Below are 22,203 nucleotides of genomic sequence, written 5' to 3' on the forward strand. Positions count from 1 at the left end.
GGGGCGGACGCAGACATTCCATTTGCTTTCGCCGCCATGGTGATTATGATCCTATGGCCGCAGGCACCGTCCTGCAAATTCAAATCGGAAAAAACGCCAGCGTTCCGGCACCGCCCGTAACCCTTCCCGTTTCTCCCAGATCCGAGGTTCCGGGATGAATACCATCGCCGATCACGGCATCCGCTTCGGGCGGATCGCCGCAATGCTTCCTGTCAAAAATATCGAAAAGGCCCATGACTTTTATGTCGGTGTGCTGGGCTTCACAAAAACCTTCGAAAACGGCACTCCCGTCGGCTTCATGATCCTCAAACAGGGCAATGCCGAATTGCACCTGACATTGCAGCCCACCCATAAGGCAGCGCCCTTCAATGTGGCGCATATGATGGTCAGCGATGTCGATACGCTGCATGAGATTTGCAAAAGCCATGGGCTGCGCATCATCAAGGCTCTGCAGGACAAGGATTATGGCCTCAGAGCCTTCGTGTTTGAAGATCCTGACGGCAACCGTATCGATGTGGGGCAGGTTATTTAAGGTGAGTGAAGAGTGGCGCGGGGTTTTCTCTGCGCCATTCATGAACCCCCATCGTGGACCGAGCGCATGCCGCTTGTTTCTTCTCCCCGAGGGGGAGAAGGTCGCGGCAGCGGGATGAGGGGGCAAGGGTAGTGAGATACGGCAACGGTGTCCCCTCATCCGACCCTTCGGGCCACCTTCTCCCCGGCGGGGAGAAGAAACTTGCCGCGCCGCCTTACAGACAATTACTCTCGATGACACAGGACCCGCGTTAAAGGCCCCCTTCCGGAAACCGCCTTAGTTACCGATCCCGGAAGCGGTTGGTGATCGGGTAACGCCGGTCACGCCCAAAGTTCTTCTTGGTAATCTTCACGCCCGGAGCCGATTGCCGGCGCTTGTATTCGGCGAGATAGAGCAGATGCTCCACCCGGTGCACGGTCGCCACATCATGGCCGCGCGCCAGAATTTCCTCGACCGACATTTCCTTCTCGACGAGGCATTCGAGAATATCGTCCAGCACCGGATAGGGCGGCAGCGAATCCTGGTCGGTCTGGTTGGGGCGCAATTCGGCCGATGGCGCCTTGGAAATGATATTGGCGGGGATGACCTCGCCGGAAGGGCCGAGCGCACCTGGCGGCACATGGGCGTTGCGCCAGCTGGAAATGGCATAGACCTGCATCTTGTAGAGGTCCTTGATGGGGTTGAAACCGCCATTCATGTCGCCATAAAGCGTGGCGTAACCCACCGACATTTCCGATTTGTTGCCCGTCGTCACCACCATCGAGCCGAACTTGTTCGAGACGGCCATCAAAATGGTGCCGCGCGTGCGGCTCTGCAGGTTTTCCTCGGTAATGCCCTCTTCCATGCCCTCGAAGAGATCGGAAAGCGCCGAAAGGAAACCCTCCACCGGCTCGACGATCGGCACGATATCGTACCGGCAGCCCAGCGCTTTCGCGCAATCGGCGGCATCTTTCAGCGATTCTTCCGATGTATAACGGTAAGGCAGCATGATGCAGCGCACCCGCTCCTCGCCCAGCGCGTCAACGGCAAGTGCGGCGCAGATCGCCGAATCGATGCCGCCGGAAAGGCCGAGAACCACGCTCTTGAAGCCATTCTTGTTCACGTAGTCGCGAAAGCCCAGCATGCAGGCGCGGTAATCCGCCTCCTCACCCTCTGGTATTTTCGAAAATGGCCCGCTTTCGCAATGCCAGCCATCGGCCGTGCGTTTCCAGTCGGTAACGGCAAGTGTGGCCTCGAACTGGCTCATCTGGAAAGCAAGCGTCTTGTCGGCATTGAAGCCAAAGCTTGCACCGTCGAACACCAGCTCGTCCTGCCCGCCCAGCTGGTTGGCGAAAACCAGCGGCAGGCCGCTCTCGATCACCTGCCTGAGCGCTACCTGATGGCGCACGTCCAGCTTGCCGCGATAATAGGGCGAACCGTTCGGCACCAGCAGGATTTCCGCACCGCTTTCGGCCAGCGTCTCGCACACGCCCATGTCGTTCCAGATTTCCTCGCAGATCGGAATGCCGATCCTGACCCCACGGAAATTATAGGGGCCGGAAATCGAACCTTCGGCGAAAACCCGCTTCTCGTCGAACTCGCCGTAATTGGGCAGGTCAATCTTGTCGCGCAGCGCAATGATCTTGCCGCCATCCAAAAGCGCTACCGAATTGTGCCGGCCCGTCTCGCCCTGGCGTGGAAAACCGATGACGACACCCGGTCCGCCATCGGCGGTGTCTGCCGCCAGTTCTTCCACCGCCTTCAGGCAGGCCTTCAGGAAAGCCGGCTTCAGCACCAGATCTTCAGGCGGATAACCTGAAATGAACAGCTCGGTCAGAAGCAGAAGATCGGCGCCCTGCGTTGCCGCATCGGCCCTTGCCTCACGCGCCCTGGCGAGATTGCCCGCCACGTCGCCAACGGTGGGATTGAACTGCCCGACGGCAATCCGGAGATGGTTCTGGATATCGTGTCTGTCGCTCATGCCATTTCAATACCGCGCCCGTGGCCACTCCGCAACGCGGCAATTGCATGCCACCGCATGGGCGATGCGCCACGGCTGCGTTCACGCTAAGGTTATCACCGTTCCAGCCATCCTCCGCAAAGTTCATGTCGCGTTCATCGCGCTTATGTGACAGTTACATGACACTTTTGCGACGCCTGATTCATCTCCCCGGATTGGGCGGACGCCTGCAATACCGGAGTATGAGTTTGAGAGATTCGGCGCCAAAAACAACGGCTTCCGGAAAGGCTGGTTTCGTCTTTTCGCCTGCATGGACAAGGAGCCTTTCGAAGCTTTCGGCCGCGGCCTATACGCTTGGCAATCTGACGGTCGCCTCCATCGTGCTCGTCGTGGCGCTGGAATGGATCGCCCGCGGTTCGCTCCATGATGTCGGTGCTTTCCTCACCTCGTCCGCCCGCCCGGGCATGACCACCATTGCCGCCGTGCTCACTCTTCTGGTCGCGCTGGATGCGATCCTTGGCCGGCGTTATCTGTCCCTCATCGCAGTTGCGCCGCTGTGCGCGCTGACCGGGCTTATTTCCGCGCAGAAACAGACCTATCTCTCCGATCCGCTTTACCCATCCGACCTGCTGTTCGGCCGCCAGATTCTCGAGCTTTTGCCCACAATGCTGAAGGCGCAACCGCTGACGGCGGTGCTGGTCGGTCTTGGCATCTGCGCCGCCATTGCCGCTCTCGTGGCGCTCTGGCTGCTGGCGCGCCGGCATTCTCCGTCATTGAGCTGGCGTGAACGCGCCGCGGGGCTTGCACTGGCGCTGCCGCTTCTTGCCGGCCTCGCCTCGCTGATGGACTATTCGCATTATTCCTGGGTCCGCGATCGCCTCAACATCATTCCGATGATGTGGGACCAGCAGGAAAATTACCGTCACAACGGCTTCCTGATGGCCTTCGCCTTCAATATTCCCATGGCCAATGTTTCGGCGCCGCAGGGTTATGGTGAAAACAGCATCGCCGACCTGACCGCGGAACCCGCCGCCTTCGCCGCCAACAAGGGCGATTATCCTGACGTCATCATGCTGATGAGCGAATCGCTGTGGGACCCGACCCGGCTTGAAAATGTGAAGCTCTCCGCCGATCCGATGCCAACCATCCGCGCCAAGCAGTCCGGCAACGTGTTTTCGCCCGAGTTCGGCGGCATGACGGCGAATGTGGAATTCGAGGCGCTGACCGGCTTTTCCAACGCCTTCCTGCCCTATGGCAGCATTCCCTATCAGCAATATATCCGCCGCCCCGTGCCCTCGCTCGCCAGCTTCTTCCGCGGTGAAGGTTATTCGGCCATCGCCATGCACCCGTTCCAGGAATGGTTCTGGAACCGCAAGCAGGTCTATCAGAATTTCGGCTTCGAGGAATTCCGCTCCGAAGAGACTTTGCCGGCCATGGAAAAACGCGGCAACTTCGCCTCTGACGATGCGCTGATGGACGAGATCATGGCGACGGCCGACAAGGCGCAGAACCCGCTCTTCCTCTTCGCCGTCACCCTGCAGGGACATGGGCCTTACGAGGCGACCCGTTACGCCGAAAACACCATCGGCGTCGAAGGCGATCTCTCCGCATCGGCCTCGCAGGCGCTTTCCACCTATTCGCAAGGCGTCGTGGAAGCCGATGATGCGCTTTTGAAAATGATGCGCTGGGCAAAGAAGCGCGACCGTGAAACCATTATCGTCCTCTTTGGCGATCACCTGCCGCCGCTTGGCCAGGCCTTCGTGGAAAGCGGTTATATGCCGGGCATGGTCGCCAGCCGCCGTGCACCGCTTGACGTGATGAAGAAGGAGCATGAGACGCCGCTCGTTGTCTGGTCCTCGAAAAAGGGTGTGCGCAAGAATATCGGCACCATCAGCCCGGCGCTTCTGCCCTATCACGTGCTGAAGACCTCCGGCTTCTCCGATCCCTTCTACACCGGCACGCTCGGCGAGGTGCAGCAGGCCTTTTCCGTCATCGACCGTCATATGCTGGTGGCGACCGATGGCAAGGCCCTGCCCGACTGGTCCATCGCCCCGAACGCCGTTCCCGACGTGGTGCGCGATTACCGCCTGCTGCAGTTCGACATGATGTTCGGCGCCCAATATGGCCGCGAGCGCTTCTTCCCCGGTTTCAACTGGCTGCACGAGGGCGCGCCGGCCGTCTGATGATGTGTGGCGGGGACCCCTGCACCGCATGGCGGCGGAAATCGTTTGAATTCCGCCGCCATGCGGGTTTATCTCGCACGGAGCGCAGGCATCTCATCAAAACCGGAGACACACCGTGTCAGATATCTCCGACTACATCACGTCGCATTTCAAACGTTCCTCCCGCGAAATTGGTGAGGTGGAGCGCCACATTCTGGAACTGTCGCACCAGAAGAAGCTGGTTTCGAGCGACATCAATGCGGAATTTTCCGCCGGCGCCAGTCTCGGCGACAGGCTGGCCGACAATATCGCCAAGATCGGCGGTTCCTGGGGTTTCATCCTCGGCTTCTGCTTTTTCCTGATCTTCTGGGCGATCATCAACACCATAATACTGACAACAGGCGCCTTCGACCCATACCCGTTCATCTTCCTCAACCTGCTGCTTTCCATGCTGGCCGCCATTCAGGCGCCGATCATCATGATGTCACAGAACCGCCAGGCCGCCCGCGATCGTTTCGAAGCCGCCAAGGATTACGAGGTGAACCTGAAGGCGGAGCTGGAAGTGCTGTCGCTGCATGAAAAGATCGACGTCAAGGTGCTGGCCGAGCTTGCGGCGCTGAGACAGGACCTCGCCGCACTCCACCACCACGTCACCCGCAAGGACGGCTGACACCGGCAAAATTCATCCCCGCTTTTCCCCGCCATGCCGCGTGCTGTTATCCTGCATGCAGGCCTGCCGGGTGGGGGGTGGAGTATAGTGGACGGAGGCGCGTGTGGCCTTACCCCCCTCTGCCCTGCCGGGCATCTCCCCCTCAAGGGGGGAGATCGGCAAGAGGCTCTTTCATCGCTTCATCCTCAAGCTTAGAGAGGGCGAGACCTAGCCGCAGATCGATCTCCCCCCTTGAGGGGGAGATGCCCGGCAGGGCAGAGGGGGGTAAGCCCCAGGCACGGTCGGTCCACTGAAAATTCACCCCCAGTTACGAATCCGTCAGAATCTTGCGCTACAGATTGACGCAGGCGTTTGTTGCATTGCACTCTTGCGGGCAAGGTTGACGGGGGAATCACTCCCCATCGTCAAAATGGCATCACGACCATTTCGCGACGACGCCGTGCCGGATGCGACATCCGGTTATCGCAATGCATTCTGTTCCGGGGTTTTTCATGCACCAGTTCGATCTGATTGTTGTCGGCAGCGGTCCGGCGGGAAGACGGGCCGCCATTCAGGCCGCCAAGCTCGAAAAGAAGGTTCTGGTCATCGAGAAAGGCAGCCGCGTCGGCGGCGTTTCCGTACATACCGGCACCATTCCTTCCAAGACCCTGCGCGAAACCGCGCTCAACCTCACCGGCTGGCGTGAGCGCGGTTTTTACGGCCGCTCCTACCGCGTCAAGCAGGAGATCGACGCCGACGATCTGCGCCGCCGCCTGCTCATTACGCTCGATCACGAAGTCGAGGTGCTGGAGCACCAGTTTGCCCGCAACCGCGTGCAGCACATTCGCGGCACGGCAAGCTTCGTTGACGCCAATACCATGAAAGTGGTGAAGAACGACGGCGAGATCATGAATGTCACCGGCACCTCCATCCTGCTGACCATCGGCACCCGGCCCTACCGGCCGCCGCATATTCCCTTCGACGGCCAGGCGGTGCTTGATTCGGATGAGATTCTCGAAATCAAGGAACTGCCGCGCTCCATGGTCGTGGTTGGCGCCGGCGTCATCGGCATCGAATATGCGACGATCTTCAGCGCGCTCGACACGCAGGTGACGGTGGTGGAACCGCGCGAGACCATGCTGGAATTCATCGACAAGGAAATCGTCGAGGACTTCACCTATCAGCTGCGCGACCGCAACATGAAGCTGATCTTCGGCCAGAAGGCGGAAAAGGTGGAGCGCGACGAGAGTGGCAAATGCCTCGTTTCGCTCGGCAATGGCCGCGTCCTCAAAACCGAGACGGTGCTGTTTGCCGCCGGCCGTGTCGGCGCCACCGATACGCTCAACCTTTCGGCCTGCGGGCTGGAAGCCGACAGCCGTGGCCGCCTGAAGGTCGATCCCGAAACCTTCCAGACCTCGGTGCCGAACATCTATGCCGCCGGCGATATCATCGGTTTCCCGAGCCTTGCCTCCACGTCAATGGAACAGGGCCGCATCGCCGCCCGCCATGCCGTCGGCGCACCGGCCGGCGAACCGCCGCAATTCTTCCCCTACGGCATCTATGCCGTGCCGGAAATCTCCACCTGCGGGCTGACGGAAGAAGAAGTCATAGAACGCGGCATTCCCTATGAATGCGGCATCGCCCATTTCCGCGAGACCTCCCGCGGCCATATCATGGGCCTCGACAGCGGGCTCTTGAAGATGATCTTCTCGCTGAAAACCCGCCGCCTGCTGGGCGTCCACATCGTCGGCGAAGGCGCAACCGAACTGGTGCATATCGGCCAGGCGGTGCTGAACCTCAAAGGCACGGTGGAATATTTCGTGGAGAATACGTTCAATTACCCCACGCTGGCTGAGGCCTACAAGATTGCCGGGCTGGATGCTTGGAACCGCATGGGTGAGATCAAGAAGGATTGATCGGCGGATTTTCAAAGGGGTGCGAAGCTGCCGAGAGGCATGGCAAGTTGCCTTGCGCGCTTGTGGTAAGGTCGTAACATCCCCACTCCGTCACCCCGGACTTGATCCGTGGTCCAGCCAACCCAAGTCCTTGGGCTGAGAGACTCATTCCACAGCCACGATACCGCCTCCGTCATCCTCGGGCTTGGTGTAGCGCGCAAAATCGAATGGCGCGGAGCGCAAAATCGCATGGCAACACTTACCGAAATCCTATTGCGCTAATTGGCCAGTATGTCGAGCGCCGGAACCGACTGAAAAACGTCCTCACCGTTGGGGCTTATAGCCAGCCCACAGAGATATTGAGAGGACCGTTTCGACGCGAGATATCCCGGCGTTCGACCGCCACCCAAACTGTAATGAAGAGTGTGCCCGGCCAAGACACCTGTTCCTGATGCGAACGACGGACCACGCTTTGGATTTTCAGCGTACTTCAATGCGAGCTGGAAACTGGTATCCCAACCACGGGCCAACCTATGGTCTGCCACTTCCTTTTGAATGTTAACGGTCACTTCTTCGACGTCATCCCAAAACTCTGTTCCGAGGGGTCGACAAGCGTTGCGAAAAACCGTCAGCGCGGCGCGGACATCAGCTTCACTGTATCCCGCTGCTCGGATTGAAATCTTTAAATCTTGCGAAAACGAAGGCAGCGTTGAGAACGCAACAATAACGGCCGCGAGGCCAAATTTGAAAACTGCCATCAAAATCTCTCCTGTTTAGGTACTTCGGTAGCACACGCCGCTTGCGAATATAATGGTGAATGTCATCCAGCCTTGAGTGACGCTATCCAGCGCCACCCGTGATGATGACCTCCCTTACGGCTTTGGCCTGACCTTGACCATGCAGTGAGTACGTGCAGTCAATTTCCATGATCTTGAAAATCCTGAAAATCTCATAGACCTCTGGAACAGCGTTCAAAGACAGTATGAAGCGGCCTTTAATCCGACCGAGGACATCCGCCATCTCGGCGAATTCCTCACGAGCGAACACGCCGGAGCCGTAGTCTGTCTCGTTCCCGTAGTATGGCGGATCGAGATAAAACAGCATTCCCGCCCGGTCGTAACGTTCAATAAAGCGCCGCCAAGGAAGTTGCTCGATGACGACACCTGCCATCCGTTCGTGGATCGCCTCCAGTTGCGGAGCGAGCTTCAGGAGATTGAAGCGAGCGCCCTGCATCGAGACACCGAAGTTCTGCCCGGCAACCTTTCCGCCAAAAGCCGTTCTTTGAAGATAGAGAAACCGCGCTGCCCGTTCCAGATCGGTCAATGTGGAAGGGTCAGTGCGCGACAGACGATCAAATTCGCGCCGGCTCGTAACCTGATATCGCAGCGTCTCCATGAACTGCGGATAGTGCCGCTGTAATATCCTGAAGAGGTTAGCGACATCGCCGCTGATATCGTTGATCACCTCCATGCGCGGCTGAAGATTTCTTCGGAGGAAGACACCACCCATGCCAACAAACGCCTCCGCGTAACTTTCGTGCGGCGTTTCGTTAATGCGGGCGATGATGGCTTTCGCCAAAACGCGTTTTCCACCGATATAAGGGGCGGGAGGAGTGGCCGGAGCAACTGGCATCAGATTCACCATTTCAAATATCTCTCGACTCAGTCACAGCAAATCCGCCCTGCAGGGTACGGGTGTGACAGTTATCGAACAGTGCTGTCGGACGGGTTAGGTCGCCAAACTTTGGCCCGTCGCTTGGGGTGCACGAGGCACCTCAGGCCACCCGGTCTAGCCGGGTCGCGATTGCTGCCTATGTATCCTTTGCTGCGATTTCGACAGTCATCAGCCAGCCTCCGCTTTCATCGAAGGTGAAGGCGTGGGAGATGCTGCCGGCGCTGAGTGTGCTTCCTGCCCATTGACCGAAGCCGGGCAGCGACAGCGGAGCGCCCGCCATAGCTTCCACATCGCCCTCGATCGTTAGACTGCCGGCCACGGTTGCCCGCGCCAGATCGGTCGCCTGTGTCTTGCTGCGCACTTTGGCTTCAGCGGATGATGGTGCTGGATGCAGCATAGAGGTTCTGGAGGTTTTGCCCTTGCCGCTGGTTTTCTCTTCAACCCACGCGCCGGCGTCCTCATCGAAGTAGCCGGCAGCGACGGTGCCATATTCAGGTCGGCCCTCAGACGTCAGGCCAGCGTCAAAGACGATGTCGGGAGATATGACGATCGCGGGCAAAGCGTTCCCGGTAGCTGTCCGGCCGGACGACTTCGCCGTCACGATCCATTTCCCGCCAGCAAGCTTCAGGGAGCCGCCGACCTCGTCAGCCAGCGCTTGCCCGAAGCCGATCGCGGATTGATTTAATCGCAAGCGATAAGGAATTTCGACCTTCGCGATATCGCCATCGACCACGGCCGATTTCCCGGCTTCTGCAGCAAGCTTCTCGAATATCTTGCCGGCCATCGTGTTTTCATAATGCTCTAGGTCGGCCGACTTATCGGCTTCAACGAAGTCGGCCGACCTCGCGGTTATGGTCATAGTCCACGCGTCACCTGCAGACTTGTTGAGGCCGGAATTTTGATAGGTAAACACCCCTGCGTTCCGAAGCCTTTCCTTGGCCCATCCGTATTCCAAGACGTAACGCGTGCCTTTTGGTGGCGGGGCAGGAAATGGCGGAGCAACAACGAAAGTGATCTCCAGCTCGTCAGCCTCGCCGCCCTCGTTGTCGGTATAGGTGACGCTTTCGAGCAGAGATTTCCATTTCGGAATCAGGTCGGTTCCGGACTGGCCCGTGATGCGAACGATCGGTGTTTTCATGACGTCACTCCCAAGCCAGAGTGAAATCTGCGGTGCGGGCCGGCGCGAAATCCTCTGGCACGGTGATGATTGTGCCTGCCGGAACTATCGCTGAAGCCAGATGCGCGAGGCCGGGATTTGCCGTCAACAATGCCTCAACGGTGCCTTCGCGCTCGGTTTGAAGGACTTTCTTGGCAATGCGATCGAGACGTTCTCCGCCATAGGGAACCACGTATTGCATCAGAAAGCACCTCCGAGAATATCCCCGAGGCTGGAAACGCCGACAGAGGAAAACGGGGTCGACTCCGGCAGGATGATCAGGCCCATCGTCACGTCGAGTTGTCGGCCGACGCCGTCGACCGGATGCAGGCGCTCTTCATCGTAGTCGAGCGTTTCGATGACGCAGAGACCAAGCGCCTCACCGAGGTAATTTCCGCGTAGGCGAATGAACGGGACGATCGACTGGCGACGGTGGTGTGCTTTCAGGATGGCGACCGAATCCAGACCACCGAAAATATGCGGAAAGGTCATGGCCTCGATCGTCACCAGTTCGGCGTCCGGACCCGTCGCCTGATACCTCAAACCGCCCTGCACAGGATGGGCCGGAAAGCGCGCTGAAGACGAGTAACTGACGCGCTGGGGGTTCATCCCGATTATGCAAAGCCTCGCGCCTCCGATCGATATCAGCGCGCCGTTTTCAACAAAGATGCTCATGCCAGCCTCGGGCCGAGGTCATAGAACGAACGAGAGCGCGCCTGCTCGATCGCCCGCGACTGCTCCCGCCGGGCCTTCACTGCGGCAAGCTTGGCATTCGGCGTTGTAATGTTCTGTGTCAGCCTGACGTTGCTGGATTGCTGCAACGAAGAGTGCTTCTCACCGGCGGGCGCTGGCGCTGGGACTGATGCAGGAGGGACGAATGTGGGCGAAATCGTCGGCGACACTGTGAAGCCGAGTACAGACTTAATGTAGTCCGCGATGCTACTCGCCTCAGCTTTTGCCGCCTCTCCCTCGCTGGAAAGCGCGCTATTATAGGCCGCCATCCCTTCTTTAGCGGCCTGCCCGAATTCGGCGGGCCTCGGTGTCGGAACTGGTATGGCTCCAGTTGATGCACCAAGGTCTCCGCTTGTTCCGCCACCGATGGCCATGTGTTTACGGAAGCTGAAATCGGGATCGGCGGCATCGCCAAGAAGAAACCGTTTCGCGGCGGATGGCCGGCCTTCGCCACCAGTATCGACGGCAAGCTTGGTGAACCACTCCAAGAGGCCGTACGCTGGCGCGACGGAGAGAGGATTTTTTTGCTCATTTTCCCGAGCACGTTCCATTGCGGAAGAGGCATGCTCAGCTAGAGATGTGAGAAGCGGAAGCAGAGGTGCCGCAAGTGATTTGATGTTTGTGCCAATGTTCGCGGAAAGACGATCTTTTTGTGTTTCGAAATTGCCCGTTGAGGTCTCGTAGTCCTTTGCGATCGTACCTTCGGCGCCGCCCATTCGCCCGACCATCGCTTTCATCTCATCGATGTCTTTGAAAATCGCCGCCAGACCTGCATAGGACTCGCTGTTGCGGAACAGTTCTTTGAACTTTGGCTCGTCACCGCCAATCAATTTTCGATAGCCTTCGATCATAGCTAGAACGGGATCATCCCCCCGTTTCAACGCATTTTGTTTGGTTTGATTCGGGTCAAACCCCATCTTTTGGGCGCGATCGACAACCTCTGGCGCGGTCAGGTCGGAGAGGAGCGCCTCAAATCGGGTTTTCGCTTGGTCGCCGGAACCAGTGGTTTTTCGGATCGATTGAGACATGGCGGTAGCTAATTTGACCCCCTCGAAGCCTTCAGAACCCTGAGCAGCCATAGCGGCGAGCATCGATGGAAACTGGCGAGCCATGTCCTTGACCTCGAACTGCCCTTCTTTTCCACCGACAGCCATCGTGTCGTATGCGCGCATCATCTGATTGGCAGGGATTTTCATGTTGTTGCGTAAAGCAATCGAAGTATTTGCAGCGTCTTCAGGGTTTGAATTGGTTGCTTTCGCAAAAACAAGGACGTCATCCGTCATTGTCGCAGCGTCTGCGCTGGCAAGCCCGCCGGCCTGTAACGCACCAAAGACGCCCATAGCACCTTGGGTTCCGACACCGCGCCGAGCACCTGCGCGCCCGAGCATCTGACGGTATTTTTCGCGTTCCGTTTCATCGAACCCGCCAGTCGTCTGCAACTGGTCCATTGAAAATTCGTCTTTGCCCGCCGCATTTATCGCGGCTCCGCCCGCGACCGCTGCCCCGGCCGGAAGCGCACCGGCAAGATAGGCCCCACCAGCTCCGATGGCGACAGGTAGGCCGAACTGATCAACTGCGCCTTCCAGCGTGGACATCCGAGTGCCGGGTGCACCGCTGCTAGAGTGGGGACCGCGCCCGCCGGCCGACCATCCCCGCACCGACCGGAGCTTCGCATCGGCCGCATCGGCCGCCGTGCCAATCTGCTTTATCGCCGACTCGGCAGCGACCGCATCGGCCTTCAAATTTGAAAAAGCGCCATCGCCGATCCGGCCGATCGCAGCTCGCGTGACGTTAGATTGCTGCTCGATGCCCTTCAGGCTGGCCTCAGCCGATATTGCATCTGCTTTCAGGTTCCCAAAGCCGTCGCCGATACGAGCAATAGCGAGCCGCGTATTATCGGCGCGATCCCTGATCTTCGCTAAGGACGTTTCCGCCTTAGCTGCATCAGCTTTGAAGTTATCGAAACCGGACCCTGTTTTGCCGATCGCCCGACGAAGCTGATCGGCCTCTTTTTCAATCTGACCAAGTTTGATCTTGGCAGCGTCGGCTTTACGACCAACGTCAACGAGACCTCGTGAGAGCGTGTCGCCGCCCTTGACGCGGCCAAGCTGCTCAGCGGTCTTCTTGAGGTCTCTAAGGTCGCGCTCGGCTTCACCAGCCGGGCGGGAAAGCTGGTTGAGCAGCCGCAAACGCAGAGAAACATCCATAGTGCTCATCGTCGGCGGTCCCACGTTTCCTTGTAAATTGCGTCGGCCTCGATGTACCAGCGCAGCATTTCATCCCACGGCATAGCTAATGCCGTGGAAAGATCGGTCAGTACCGCCGCAGTGCGAGATGTTACCTTTCGCCAGTCGGTCAGCCTTATGACGATGCGGACTGGTCCATCTCCGCCGGGCGGAAGTAGCGGGGCAAAAAATCGTAACAAGCCTCCGCAACAAGCTCACCGTCATCGGAGATCAGGCCTCTCAGAACGCTTGCCGGTAGACCAGTCATAGCGCCGTAAATGTCGAAGTTGTCCGGAACGTCAGCGGGCCGTTTGTCGATGATGTTTCCCACTTCTCCGGTTGTCAGCCGGCGAACCGAGATCGTACGAACGGGATTTCCTTGCCAATTGAAGGGGAACTTCAGAGGGATGTTCCGAAGCACATCAGAGTTTTCTTCGAGAAGAAAATCTAGCGTCTCGATCTCCCTGTCCGGACCTTTTGTAACCACGGCGGAGGTCGCTTCTGTCGATGCACCTGATGCCGCAGTGACGCTATCGCCCCACATATCGCGGGGCGGAAGCGGGATTTCTTCGAATTCCACGTCGCTGGGGTCCGACTTGGACTGAGGGACCGCCACACGGGCGGTCAAAGTGTCGTCGCTTTTCTGCATGTACGATGCCCTTTGGCTATCATGCCGAGATCAGATTGTTGAACTCGGCCGTGTAATTCACACCGTTGATGATCAGGGTGTTGTTCTGGATGTCGAACTTGTGGATGACTTTGCCATCCATCATGTCCTGATAGAGAACGATGGAAGACCAACGGAGCCGCGTGGCCGCCGTAGACTTCTGCCCCTTGACGCCTCCCTGCTCGAAGTTGTTGAGCAAGCCTTTGAGGATAACGGTGCGGCCCTTCAACTGAGGCGAAGCTGATGCATTGGCCTCACCCGTGGAGTTGGCCGGGAATACATTGAGCAGCGCCTCGTAATAGGCGATCGTCGTCCAGTCACCGGGTTCCCGGCCGAAACGCGTCTTGAGGTCCTCGTGGACGCCGTTGACGCTCATCTCGCAAGTAAGAGGCTGGATTTCCGCCGGCAGCTCGAAGCCGAACCAGCCGCCGCCCATGACCATCGGCAACATTTCCCGGCTCAGCGCCGGCAGCGTCGTTTCGTCAATGCGGAGGCGCTGGTTGATCTCGCCGCAGTACCAGTTCGCGCCGCGAATAATGCGATCCATATGAAGGCTCCTTTACGCGGTAACGCGAATGTTGGAATTGCCGAGAGCGGCCAGCGCCGACGCGATCGCCGACTCCAGGACATCGAAGGCCTCGGGCATCGGTTCGTCGTAGAGCTGAAGATCGACCAGATCGGGCGTTTCGGCCCACCGCATTTTTACGCGCAATGCGCCGGCTTCGAGGATTGCCGCCGAGTTCAGCGCCTTCGACCAGATCAGCTCGTAGTCGATGATGGCGGTGAGCGTTTTCAGGTCGGACAGGAACTGGTCAGCGGCACGGTAGATCAGGGTCACGAGATGTGGCGTGATGTCCTCGGAAAGGTACTGCCGCATCGGGCGAAGCATGGCTTTCTCGATCGCCCGGCGTGTCCGGATTTTCTTAATCGAGCGCCAGCTATTGACGGTCGGGTCGGTCGCCGTGGTGAAAGGTGCCCACAGCAGATTGCCTTCAATGATGGTGCCGACGCCCGCCTGCGCGAGCTGGTTGGCCTCGGAGGAAATATCGCCGTCCGTATAGCCGACTGGAACCGATGGACCGAGAACGCCGGTCAGCGGCCGGTTCCATGAGGCCTTGTAGGGCCCGCCAGTTTCCTTGTCGCGCCGGACCATCGCGCCTGCCATATGTGGGGACAGCGCCCGCGTGACGTTACCAGCACCAAGGTTGACCACGGCCTGCGGGTAAAGCCCGATGACGTTCAGCGCCGTCGCGAAGTCCTCAGCCCATTCGATGGCCGCCTCGATCGAGGTGGACGGCGTGTCGCCAATCACCATGCAATCGATGATGCGATCGGCTACGACGCGGGCGGCCGCGACAACCGGATTGGCCGCTCCGCCGAGGCGAGCAGTCATGTAGCCGGGTGAAATGATGATGCCCGGTTCGATCTTCAGCTCACTCTTGGCATCGAGCAGCGCGTACATACCGGTCTTTGCGCCGGCGGAACCAACGATGTGGTTGGTCTCTTCGGAGAGCTTCTCGGCCGGAGCTGCGGCGCTCGAATGCTGCGTCCGGACGAAAGCGAGATCGGTGACAATCCCTTCCGACAGGAGCTGGTCGACGGTGTCGCGAACGACGCCGGTGCCAAGTTTCGCAACCTGCTCGACATTGTCGAGGGAGAGCCTGACAGGCTCATCGAGCGGAAAGGCGGCGTTGTCGGCCGTGGGTGCCGGCGCAACGATGCCGATTTTGGTGCTGTCGCGAGTATCGATCTTTGCGACAGTCGAACGAAGATTGGAAAACCGGCGTACGCCGACGAAATCCGTGGTGCCAGACATAAGCGGTCCCCGAAAAATAGTTTATCACGCAACTTGCGGGGAATATGGCTGACAGATGTCATGGTAGGTGGCTGACACTCGTCAGCACCATGAAAAAAGGGCGGTCGAAACCGCCCTTGAAGCCCATTTAATGACCTATTTAAGGACGCCTGTCCATCCGGTCAGGCGTAGTTCGCAAGCGCCCAAACCCAAAGATCATCAAGCTGCGCCTGAGAAATGTTTTCAAGCTCGGCCATTTGGTTCAACAGCGGATCGGTCCGACGATAAAGCTGGGCATCCTCGAAATAGACGATCGCCTGCTGCTTCTCGATGCCGTTAGGCATGGCGTCGATATGGGCTTTCACGCCCGCTTTGGTGACGCCGATTTCAGCGGCGGCAAGCCAGAAGCCAAGACGTGGGATTGGCGGGATTTCTGGAGTGGGCGGAACGTAGGCTTCTGGCACGTTGCCCGCCGCCAGCCAATCATCCCGCATCCGGCGCAAATGGGTATCGGCGGGGATGGAGAGATCATCTGCCCACGAAGTCCCGTCGCCCATAACAATCAGAATGGACGTAAACGGCGGTGGAGAAGTCCGTCGAATAGAAGTAATCATTCTCAAACCCTCGCGTCAGCGACCCATAGGTTGTTGGCTTGGAAGGTGTCCTGCCTTCCATTGATAGACGCCGTAAGTGTTTCCACCCCACCAAAGCCGGTGAAACCGGCGCTTACGGCAACACTGGGGATAGCTCGCATTCTAGTTCCGATGTCCATGTAACAAGACTTAGTTCGCACATCCGCTCCATTTCCCGTGATGCTATCCGGAAGCGCAACCTTAGGGATGGTCGAGCGGAAATAGTACCGCAAGCAAGCCCGCCAGACGTCGCCAATGTTGGGGAGTTCCCATTCCGGCAATTGCCCTCCGGCGTAAAGGCCGATGTCTGCCACCTCTACTACATTCCCCACCGTTGCCATGAACGGGGTAAGGGACGTCGTGGCGACGAAATCTCCGTTGGCCCACTCGTTTTCTTGGGCCGTAAGGAAGCTGCTGCCGCTGGAAAGCGTTATTCTAACGGATATTCCAGAAGCACTGCTGTCCTTCACCCACGTGCCAGTTTTGCACCCCGGAACTACCGCCGTTATCAGTTTATCCTTGTTCGCCTCTGCCGCCGTCACCGTGAACATTTTGACGTAGGATCGGGTGAGGCTAGTGTTGGTGAACGAAAGACCGTAATTTCCCTGAGGAAGCTTCACAACGCCGCGCCATACGAACGGCACAGCGTCAGCCGTTCCGAATTTGAGGTCGGCAACGTCGATACCCTCAATCGGAAATACGACTCCGTAATAGTCTCCCGTGCCATAAGCGGCATCGGCAGTAAGAACGGTTGCTCTGAACCGGTACGGCGAACCGCCGGGCGTGTCAGATGCGACTTGTCCCGCCCTGAGAACGCCGCCACCCGTGGAATTTACATGGACGCCGTCCATGACGTATTGAGCGGTACCGACATCGACAGTTGCGCCAAGAGCCCTGTCTTGGCAAACTTGGAAAGCCGGGTTCAGTTGTCGATTTCGCCGACTGGCTTTCGTTTCAAGTGCCGCCTTTTGCGCATCACTGATGGGCTTGTCCTTGTCAGCTGTATTATCAGCATTCGCCAGACCGACATCACCCTTCGCCAAGACCACATCGTCCGACAGTTCCTTACCATTCACCTTGCGGGAGTTCGGCACCTTGCTCGCCAGACCGTCAGACAGCGCCTGCGCCGTCGCGTAATACGAAGGCTCTTTGCCGCCAAACTTCAGCGTGTCGGGTGCTTTGCCACCGATGATGATCTGGTCGATTTGCGCTTGCGCAAGGTCAATCGATGTTTTGAGGTTGGCAAGATACGGCGCGACATTGACTTGAATATAGTCGAGTGACGCCTGAATACCCTGCGCCTTCAGTGTCTCGAAGGTCGCTTCGAGTTGCTCACGATCAGTGATACGGTCAGCAAGGTCGCCGAACACCGCGTTCCATAGATCGACCGTAAACTCGGTCGGAGGCCAAGAAGGAAGCTGATAGCGATTATTGCGCGTTGGCGTAGTCAATGACATCCTCCCCTTCCTGCTCGATGACGGTTTTCAAAACCGAGCCGGACATTTCGATTTTGTTGAGTGGCCGATACCGAAACGGCCCGAGCGTCACCGGCCGCTTCAATTTGACGTCATAGGTCTTCTTTTCATCAATTTTCATGGATGCCTCGGGGCTAAAGGGCGGAAATGAAGCCGTCCTGAAGGAACGGGACGGTGACAGGGTTGTCCGTGTTCGCCGCAAAATGCATGCGGGCGTTCTGTGTGGCAGCGCCGAGCGAATAGGTAGAGAGGAAGGTTCGCCGCGCCGGGTTGCTCGGGTCGATCGTGACTTCCGTTGTGCCAGGAGCAATAACATTGTTGCCCACCATGATCCGGGGTGTGAAGGTATGATGAGCCGGGTCGAAAGAATCGAGCGTGTATTGCGTCACGATCGCGCTGGTTGAGATGCCGAAATCGAAAGCTTTGGTGACCGCTTTCATGTTGGTGCGGTTTCTGGCCACCCGCGAGATAGCGGTCGCGTCGAGCTGGATCATCGGCTGAAGATCAGCCGTGCCGACCATCACGAGGCGCAGCTCCACCGATGCAGGCAAGCCAACGAGTGGGTTGGTGGTGGGGTCGCCGTCATCCAGCTCGACCCACGCGGTTGTTCCTACAGGGCGGATTTCCCACACAAGTGCTGTGCCGCCCGGTACCCAACCCGAGAAAAGCATATCGATCTGGGTCATGCCGTCAGCGAGATTGAGAGCCTGCATGGGGACCACGGTGCGCGGGCTGTGGAATCGCGGTCCCTTCACCCTGAAGCAGAAGTCGATGTCCATCGAGCCTTGGGCGAACACGCCGTCCGTGCAGATAAACTGCGTTCCACCGCTGTACTTGTTGCCGGTGGAAACCGACAGCGCATGTGCGCCGGTCGTCACGGTCATGATGGCGTAGCGCTTGCCGCTCTCCATCAGCGTGTAGGGCATGACGCAATTCACCCAGCCCACCGCCATGTCCTTGTGTTCGATCTTGCTCACCGCAAGCACACGGTCAAACAACGGCGTGCCTCCTGTGGAAACCTCGACCACAGCGACGTGAACATCGCCATCAAGTCCAACCTTGGCGAAATGCAGGTCGATCGACGTCATCAGCATAGGCTGGGCGACAAGGAACGACTGCGCGTAAATGGAGCCGTTCATCCCAACCTTCTCGGTGACGTACTCCCAATACGGTTCGCTATAGATTTCGTAGCGGATCTGGCGCACGCCGTAGGTTTGGTGACCGACGCCGAGATTTGCCCGGATTTCTACCACTTCAAACTGCTCGCCGGCGACATTGAGCATCTGTCCAACTCTGGCGTCTCCGCCGAGGCCAGCCCAACCCGCCGCGTTTTCGCATGCGCCCATGGTCGGTCCATAGGTCAGTCGAACGCGGGATGCCTCAAGCCGCTTTAAAGTCGTCTGCGTGTGGACGAGCTGGGAGATGTTGAGCGTGCTGTCGAGTGATGTGTTCTCGATCTTCACCACCTCGTCAAAGGCCGGGATCATGCGGCGGTTCCGGAAGGCGATCTGCGGATTGTCATCGGCCTGCACTTCGAGACGCGCCTGCGTCATCGCGGCAAATCCAAAGCGAACGCCTTCTTCGACGCGTGCCAACCAGTCGACATGCTGCATGTCCCACCGATCGGGGATGAGGCCGTTGTCATAAACATAGGCGCGGGCTTCGTCGGGCAAATCCACCTTCAGCCGAGCGGCACCGATATCGCGTTGCATCTGACGAATAATCGCCGGGCGAGGAATTTCCGTGAGGCGCGTGGCGATGTTGGTGATTTGCGTCTCGATGGTTTCGGTACGGAGGAAGAGTCCGGAAAGATTTATTTCCAGCGCCGTTACACGGCCCTCGACCTCGTAGAGCGTCTTGACGCGACTGGCGTTGCCCGGCTCGATGACATCAACACCCGTCGATTTCAGGAGAACGAACGCGATGCAGGCGTCGGTCTCTGCGACCACCGGCTTTGCCGGAACCGGGTTCGCCTCGCCAGCCTGCACGATCAGATTGACGACGCGGCGGACAGTCTTGGGGGTGACGCGCTGCACCGGGATTGATGTCTCAGGGTCCTGCGATGTCTCGAACGGCCTACTCGCCGTTTCGGTGATTTCTTCGCCGCGCAGCAGGATGGCCACCCAGCGCTGATCAGACGCCGCAGGCGGAATTTGGAGCTGAAGGTTGACGTCCTTGGACGCCGCCTGCGCGTAGACTTTCTCACCGGCAACATACCGGCCCGGCGATACGGTGATCTCTTGCACGGACTTGCGGGCAACCGTGAAGTGCGACCAGTGCGCTGGATAGCCGATTGCGTCCCGCCAGACGCCATCAATGTCCTGCTGCGCAAACAGGCTGATATTTTCAAAGTCGCTGTGATCGGCGATTTCGGCATTCGAGAAAGTAACGCGGGGCATAGGCAGGTCCTCGTATCAAAGATATTGGCGCTGGCGATAACCGCCCGGCGAAGTGCCGCCGTCGATCGTGACGGCGTCCTGCAGGGTGATTGGTCGACGCCATGCGAAGGTGACGGTGTAAAGGGTGTCCGGCGTCTTGGCGGTGACCATGGCCCGGCGTGCGCGGCGGATCGGCTCAAGATCGACGGATGTGAGAGCGGCACGGCCGAAAGCCGATCGGCCGATCTGGAAATGGTTTTTTGGAGCACGCAACGTGACGTGCACTAGGTAATGGGCGGTGAACGGCTGGTGCGCGATCGGCGTGCGGCCGATGACGGCACGGCCGAAGGTGAACCGGGCCGGATGGGCAATGCGGTCAACGATATCGGCGTCGACAAAAGCAAGATAGCGCTTCAGGCCGACAAGCGTGCCTTTCAATGCCGCCAAGGGTGAAGCGGGATAGTCAGTCGACAAGCCGGCGCACTGCGCAATCATCTCGCGCTTCCGCTCCTCGGACCAGTCATCGTACCAGAGATCGACGGAATGATGTGCGGCAAGCCATGGCAGGAAGCGCGCCGGTGTACGGTACGGGTCCATGATGACGTCATAAGGAACAGGCAGATCGTCGGTCATGCCGGCAATCAGGGCTTTTTCGAAAGCCTCGCTCATGAGCGCACCTCGACCGTGATATCGAGGCTGGTCATAACCGGTACCGCGTAAGGATCGGCGGATATGATCACCGGAGCGCGATCGATCACCTTGACGATGCCCGGCCCATAAGCAGCACCCGAGAGCAGCGCTGCAGGAACCTCGCCGTTGATCGCGATCCGGTCGGTCGCTGCGGCAATGACGCGCTTCTCCGCTTCCGCCTTCAGCAGCTCCGGCGATGGTCCCGAGGCGGCGACCTCGACAGTGAGCGCGACCTGATACTCCTGCCGCGATGCCGACATGACCGAGAGGCCAACAGCCTCCGGTGTGCGGTCGGGATGCGCGACGGCGCTCCGGATCATTGCCAGTTCGCCGGAGGTCAGCAACCGGCCGCCCGGTCCGATCAGCACAACGTCTGTATCACCGCGCCGGCCATGCACGGCCCGGCCGTTGACACGCGCATCCCAAAGCCCAAGTGTCCTGTCGGCCGACTGAGGCCAAGCGGTCCACGCATCATAGAGATAGCGCCCGGCCGACGCCGAAGACGGAAGGTCGTAAGCCAGAAGATATCGGCGCAACAGAGCGACGTCGCCTTCCATGACGGCAGCGGCGTCACCAGTCGCAGGGATAATGACCTGGCGCTGCACGTTCTTACCTGCAACTACCGTATCAAGGTTGCCTTTGGTGGCCAGAACGGCAAGCAAGGCCTTCAGGCCGTCATTCACTCGCTGGCGATCAAGCAGGCGCAGCCACGACCACGCTTGGCCAGCGATGTTGGCGCTGTCCGTTTCGAGATCGATGGTGTCATAAGCAGGCAAGGAAGGGTCTTTCGCCCGTGCTGCATTCCACGCGGTCGAAAAGCGAGCCTTGAAGGCTGCGAGCAGCGTTTCGAAATCAAGCGCCTCGATAGCTTCAGGAGCAGGCAGACGCGAAAGGTCGATGGTTTCGAGTGTCATGCCGCGAACCTCACAGCGCTGGCCGCCGACAGGCCGAGAACCACGGCCTTTTCGTAATTCCCGAAACGACCTTCAGGATAATAGAGGCCGCCATGGCGAATACCGAGTGCGCCGCCTTCCGTCATCCTGACGAGCTGGAGCTGCGTGATGCGATATTCCGGCTCCCACCTTGCGGCCGACGCCACCATTTCGTTGTAAAGCAGGAGCGCAAGCGCCGGCGACAAGTCCTCGGCCAGAAGCGACCGAAGGTCCGAGCCGAAGGACAGGCGCATGATCCGGGTGCCGATGCGGGTGTGCCAGATTTTGCCGAGCGACTGTGCAAGATGGGTCGGACCGGTAATGATCCTGCCTGTCTTCTGGTCGAAACCCGAACGGATGCGCAACGCTCCTGCCATTCTTCAAAAGCCCCTTAAACGTCGCTTGAGGCGTCAGCGCCGGCGTCGGCCTTCTCAGCGGAGCCGGCCGGGCGGATGTGTTGAGCGAGTTCTTCAGCAAGCGCCTCATGCTCGGACAGGCGGAGCGTATCGCCCACCTTGACGCGACGGTCGGCAACACGCGTGGGCGCTGTTTCCGTTACGACATAGTCCTTCTTGCCATCGTCCGGTGTGGCCACGGCAGGAACTGCTGGCTGTTCGGCCGCGTCGGTCGCTGGAGTGTTGCGGGGTGCTTTCGCCATTTCAGGTTTCCT

22 protein-coding genes are annotated in these 22,203 nt (G+C 59.0%); 4 read left to right on the plus strand and 18 right to left on the minus strand.

Features of this window, described 5'->3' with window-relative positions; genetic code table 11:
• Positions 1 to 154: 154 nt before the first annotated feature.
• Positions 155 to 532: a glyoxalase superfamily protein gene (locus EXN68_RS05120; RefSeq protein ID WP_142839856.1), complete on the plus strand. Its 378-nt coding sequence runs from the start codon at positions 155 to 157 to the stop codon at positions 530 to 532.
• 280 nt (positions 533 to 812) lie between these two features.
• Here EXN68_RS05120 and EXN68_RS05125 read toward each other — a convergent pair whose 3' ends face one another.
• Positions 813 to 2,492, minus strand: coding sequence for an NAD+ synthase (locus EXN68_RS05125; protein ID WP_142839857.1), 1,680 nt, complete (start codon positions 2,490 to 2,492; stop codon positions 813 to 815).
• Between the two features lie 221 nt (positions 2,493 to 2,713).
• Between EXN68_RS05125 and EXN68_RS05130 the strand changes: the two genes are divergently transcribed.
• The 3 genes from EXN68_RS05130 to sthA all read left to right on the plus strand — a co-directional run bounded on the left by EXN68_RS05130 (position 2,714) and on the right by sthA (position 7,198).
• Complete coding sequence (locus EXN68_RS05130; protein ID WP_161991200.1) at positions 2,714 to 4,654, plus strand: LTA synthase family protein; 1,941 nt, start codon at positions 2,714 to 2,716, stop codon at positions 4,652 to 4,654.
• 115 nt (positions 4,655 to 4,769) lie between these two features.
• The gene (locus EXN68_RS05135) at positions 4,770 to 5,303 is read left to right on the plus strand and encodes a DUF1003 domain-containing protein (protein WP_142839858.1); all 534 of its coding nucleotides are present in this window, start codon (positions 4,770 to 4,772) and stop codon (positions 5,301 to 5,303) included.
• Positions 5,304 to 5,794: 491 nt separating this feature from the next.
• Positions 5,795 to 7,198, plus strand: a complete 1,404-nt coding sequence (gene sthA, locus EXN68_RS05145) for a Si-specific NAD(P)(+) transhydrogenase (protein WP_142839859.1) — start codon at positions 5,795 to 5,797, stop codon at positions 7,196 to 7,198.
• 257 nt (positions 7,199 to 7,455) lie between these two features.
• Here sthA and EXN68_RS05150 read toward each other — a convergent pair whose 3' ends face one another.
• From EXN68_RS05150 to EXN68_RS05225, 17 genes are all read right to left on the minus strand, one after another.
• On the minus strand, positions 7,456 to 7,935 hold the full coding sequence (locus EXN68_RS05150; RefSeq protein ID WP_142839860.1) for a hypothetical protein: 480 nt from the start codon (positions 7,933 to 7,935) through the stop codon (positions 7,456 to 7,458).
• Positions 7,936 to 8,017: 82 nt separating this feature from the next.
• Positions 8,018 to 8,821 carry a DNA adenine methylase gene (locus EXN68_RS05155; RefSeq protein WP_080823372.1) on the minus strand — a complete coding sequence of 268 codons (804 nt, stop codon included), beginning with the start codon at positions 8,819 to 8,821 and terminating at the stop codon, positions 8,018 to 8,020.
• Positions 8,822 to 8,987: 166 nt separating this feature from the next.
• Positions 8,988 to 9,989, minus strand: a complete 1,002-nt coding sequence (locus tag EXN68_RS05160) for a phage late control D family protein (protein ID WP_142839861.1) — start codon at positions 9,987 to 9,989, stop codon at positions 8,988 to 8,990.
• Between the two features lie 4 nt (positions 9,990 to 9,993).
• Positions 9,994 to 10,209 carry a tail protein X gene (locus tag EXN68_RS05165; protein ID WP_072493223.1) on the minus strand — a complete coding sequence of 72 codons (216 nt, stop codon included), beginning with the start codon at positions 10,207 to 10,209 and terminating at the stop codon, positions 9,994 to 9,996.
• Positions 10,209 to 10,682 (minus strand): phage tail protein, encoded by a 474-nt coding sequence (locus tag EXN68_RS05170; protein WP_142839862.1) that lies wholly within the window; start codon positions 10,680 to 10,682, stop codon positions 10,209 to 10,211. Before EXN68_RS05170 ends, EXN68_RS05165 begins: the two co-directional genes overlap by 1 nt.
• Positions 10,679 to 12,955: a phage tail tape measure protein gene (locus tag EXN68_RS05175; RefSeq protein WP_142839863.1), complete on the minus strand. Its 2,277-nt coding sequence runs from the start codon at positions 12,953 to 12,955 to the stop codon at positions 10,679 to 10,681. Before EXN68_RS05175 ends, EXN68_RS05170 begins: the two co-directional genes overlap by 4 nt.
• 145 nt (positions 12,956 to 13,100) lie before the next feature.
• Positions 13,101 to 13,613 (minus strand): hypothetical protein, encoded by a 513-nt coding sequence (locus tag EXN68_RS05180; protein WP_142839864.1) that lies wholly within the window; start codon positions 13,611 to 13,613, stop codon positions 13,101 to 13,103.
• Between the two features lie 19 nt (positions 13,614 to 13,632).
• Complete coding sequence (locus EXN68_RS05185; protein ID WP_072493227.1) at positions 13,633 to 14,178, minus strand: phage major tail tube protein; 546 nt, start codon at positions 14,176 to 14,178, stop codon at positions 13,633 to 13,635.
• 12 nt (positions 14,179 to 14,190) lie between these two features.
• Positions 14,191 to 15,447: a phage tail sheath family protein gene (locus EXN68_RS05190; protein WP_142839865.1), complete on the minus strand. Its 1,257-nt coding sequence runs from the start codon at positions 15,445 to 15,447 to the stop codon at positions 14,191 to 14,193.
• Between the two features lie 161 nt (positions 15,448 to 15,608).
• Positions 15,609 to 16,040, minus strand: a complete 432-nt coding sequence (locus tag EXN68_RS05195) for a hypothetical protein (RefSeq protein WP_142839866.1) — start codon at positions 16,038 to 16,040, stop codon at positions 15,609 to 15,611.
• A gap of 2 nt (positions 16,041 to 16,042) precedes the next feature.
• Positions 16,043 to 17,515, minus strand: coding sequence for a hypothetical protein (locus EXN68_RS05200; RefSeq protein ID WP_142839867.1), 1,473 nt, complete (start codon positions 17,513 to 17,515; stop codon positions 16,043 to 16,045).
• Positions 17,487 to 17,654: a hypothetical protein gene (locus tag EXN68_RS27620; RefSeq protein ID WP_193559499.1), complete on the minus strand. Its 168-nt coding sequence runs from the start codon at positions 17,652 to 17,654 to the stop codon at positions 17,487 to 17,489. Before EXN68_RS27620 ends, EXN68_RS05200 begins: the two co-directional genes overlap by 29 nt.
• A 13-nt stretch (positions 17,655 to 17,667) precedes the next feature.
• Complete coding sequence (locus tag EXN68_RS05205) at positions 17,668 to 19,932, minus strand: hypothetical protein (RefSeq protein ID WP_142839868.1); 2,265 nt, start codon at positions 19,930 to 19,932, stop codon at positions 17,668 to 17,670.
• A 15-nt stretch (positions 19,933 to 19,947) separates the two neighbouring features.
• Complete coding sequence (locus tag EXN68_RS05210; protein WP_142839869.1) at positions 19,948 to 20,580, minus strand: phage tail protein I; 633 nt, start codon at positions 20,578 to 20,580, stop codon at positions 19,948 to 19,950.
• Positions 20,577 to 21,515, minus strand: coding sequence for a baseplate J/gp47 family protein (locus tag EXN68_RS05215; RefSeq protein ID WP_142839870.1), 939 nt, complete (start codon positions 21,513 to 21,515; stop codon positions 20,577 to 20,579). Before EXN68_RS05215 ends, EXN68_RS05210 begins: the two co-directional genes overlap by 4 nt.
• Positions 21,512 to 21,910 carry a GPW/gp25 family protein gene (locus tag EXN68_RS05220; protein WP_142839871.1) on the minus strand — a complete coding sequence of 133 codons (399 nt, stop codon included), beginning with the start codon at positions 21,908 to 21,910 and terminating at the stop codon, positions 21,512 to 21,514. Before EXN68_RS05220 ends, EXN68_RS05215 begins: the two co-directional genes overlap by 4 nt.
• A 14-nt stretch (positions 21,911 to 21,924) precedes the next feature.
• Positions 21,925 to 22,191, minus strand: coding sequence for a hypothetical protein (locus EXN68_RS05225; protein WP_142839872.1), 267 nt, complete (start codon positions 22,189 to 22,191; stop codon positions 21,925 to 21,927).
• Between the last annotated feature and the right edge of the window lie 12 nt (positions 22,192 to 22,203).

This window comes from Martinezella rhizogenes, assembly GCF_007002745.1.
GTDB lineage: Bacteria > Pseudomonadota > Alphaproteobacteria > Rhizobiales > Rhizobiaceae > Agrobacterium > Agrobacterium cucumeris.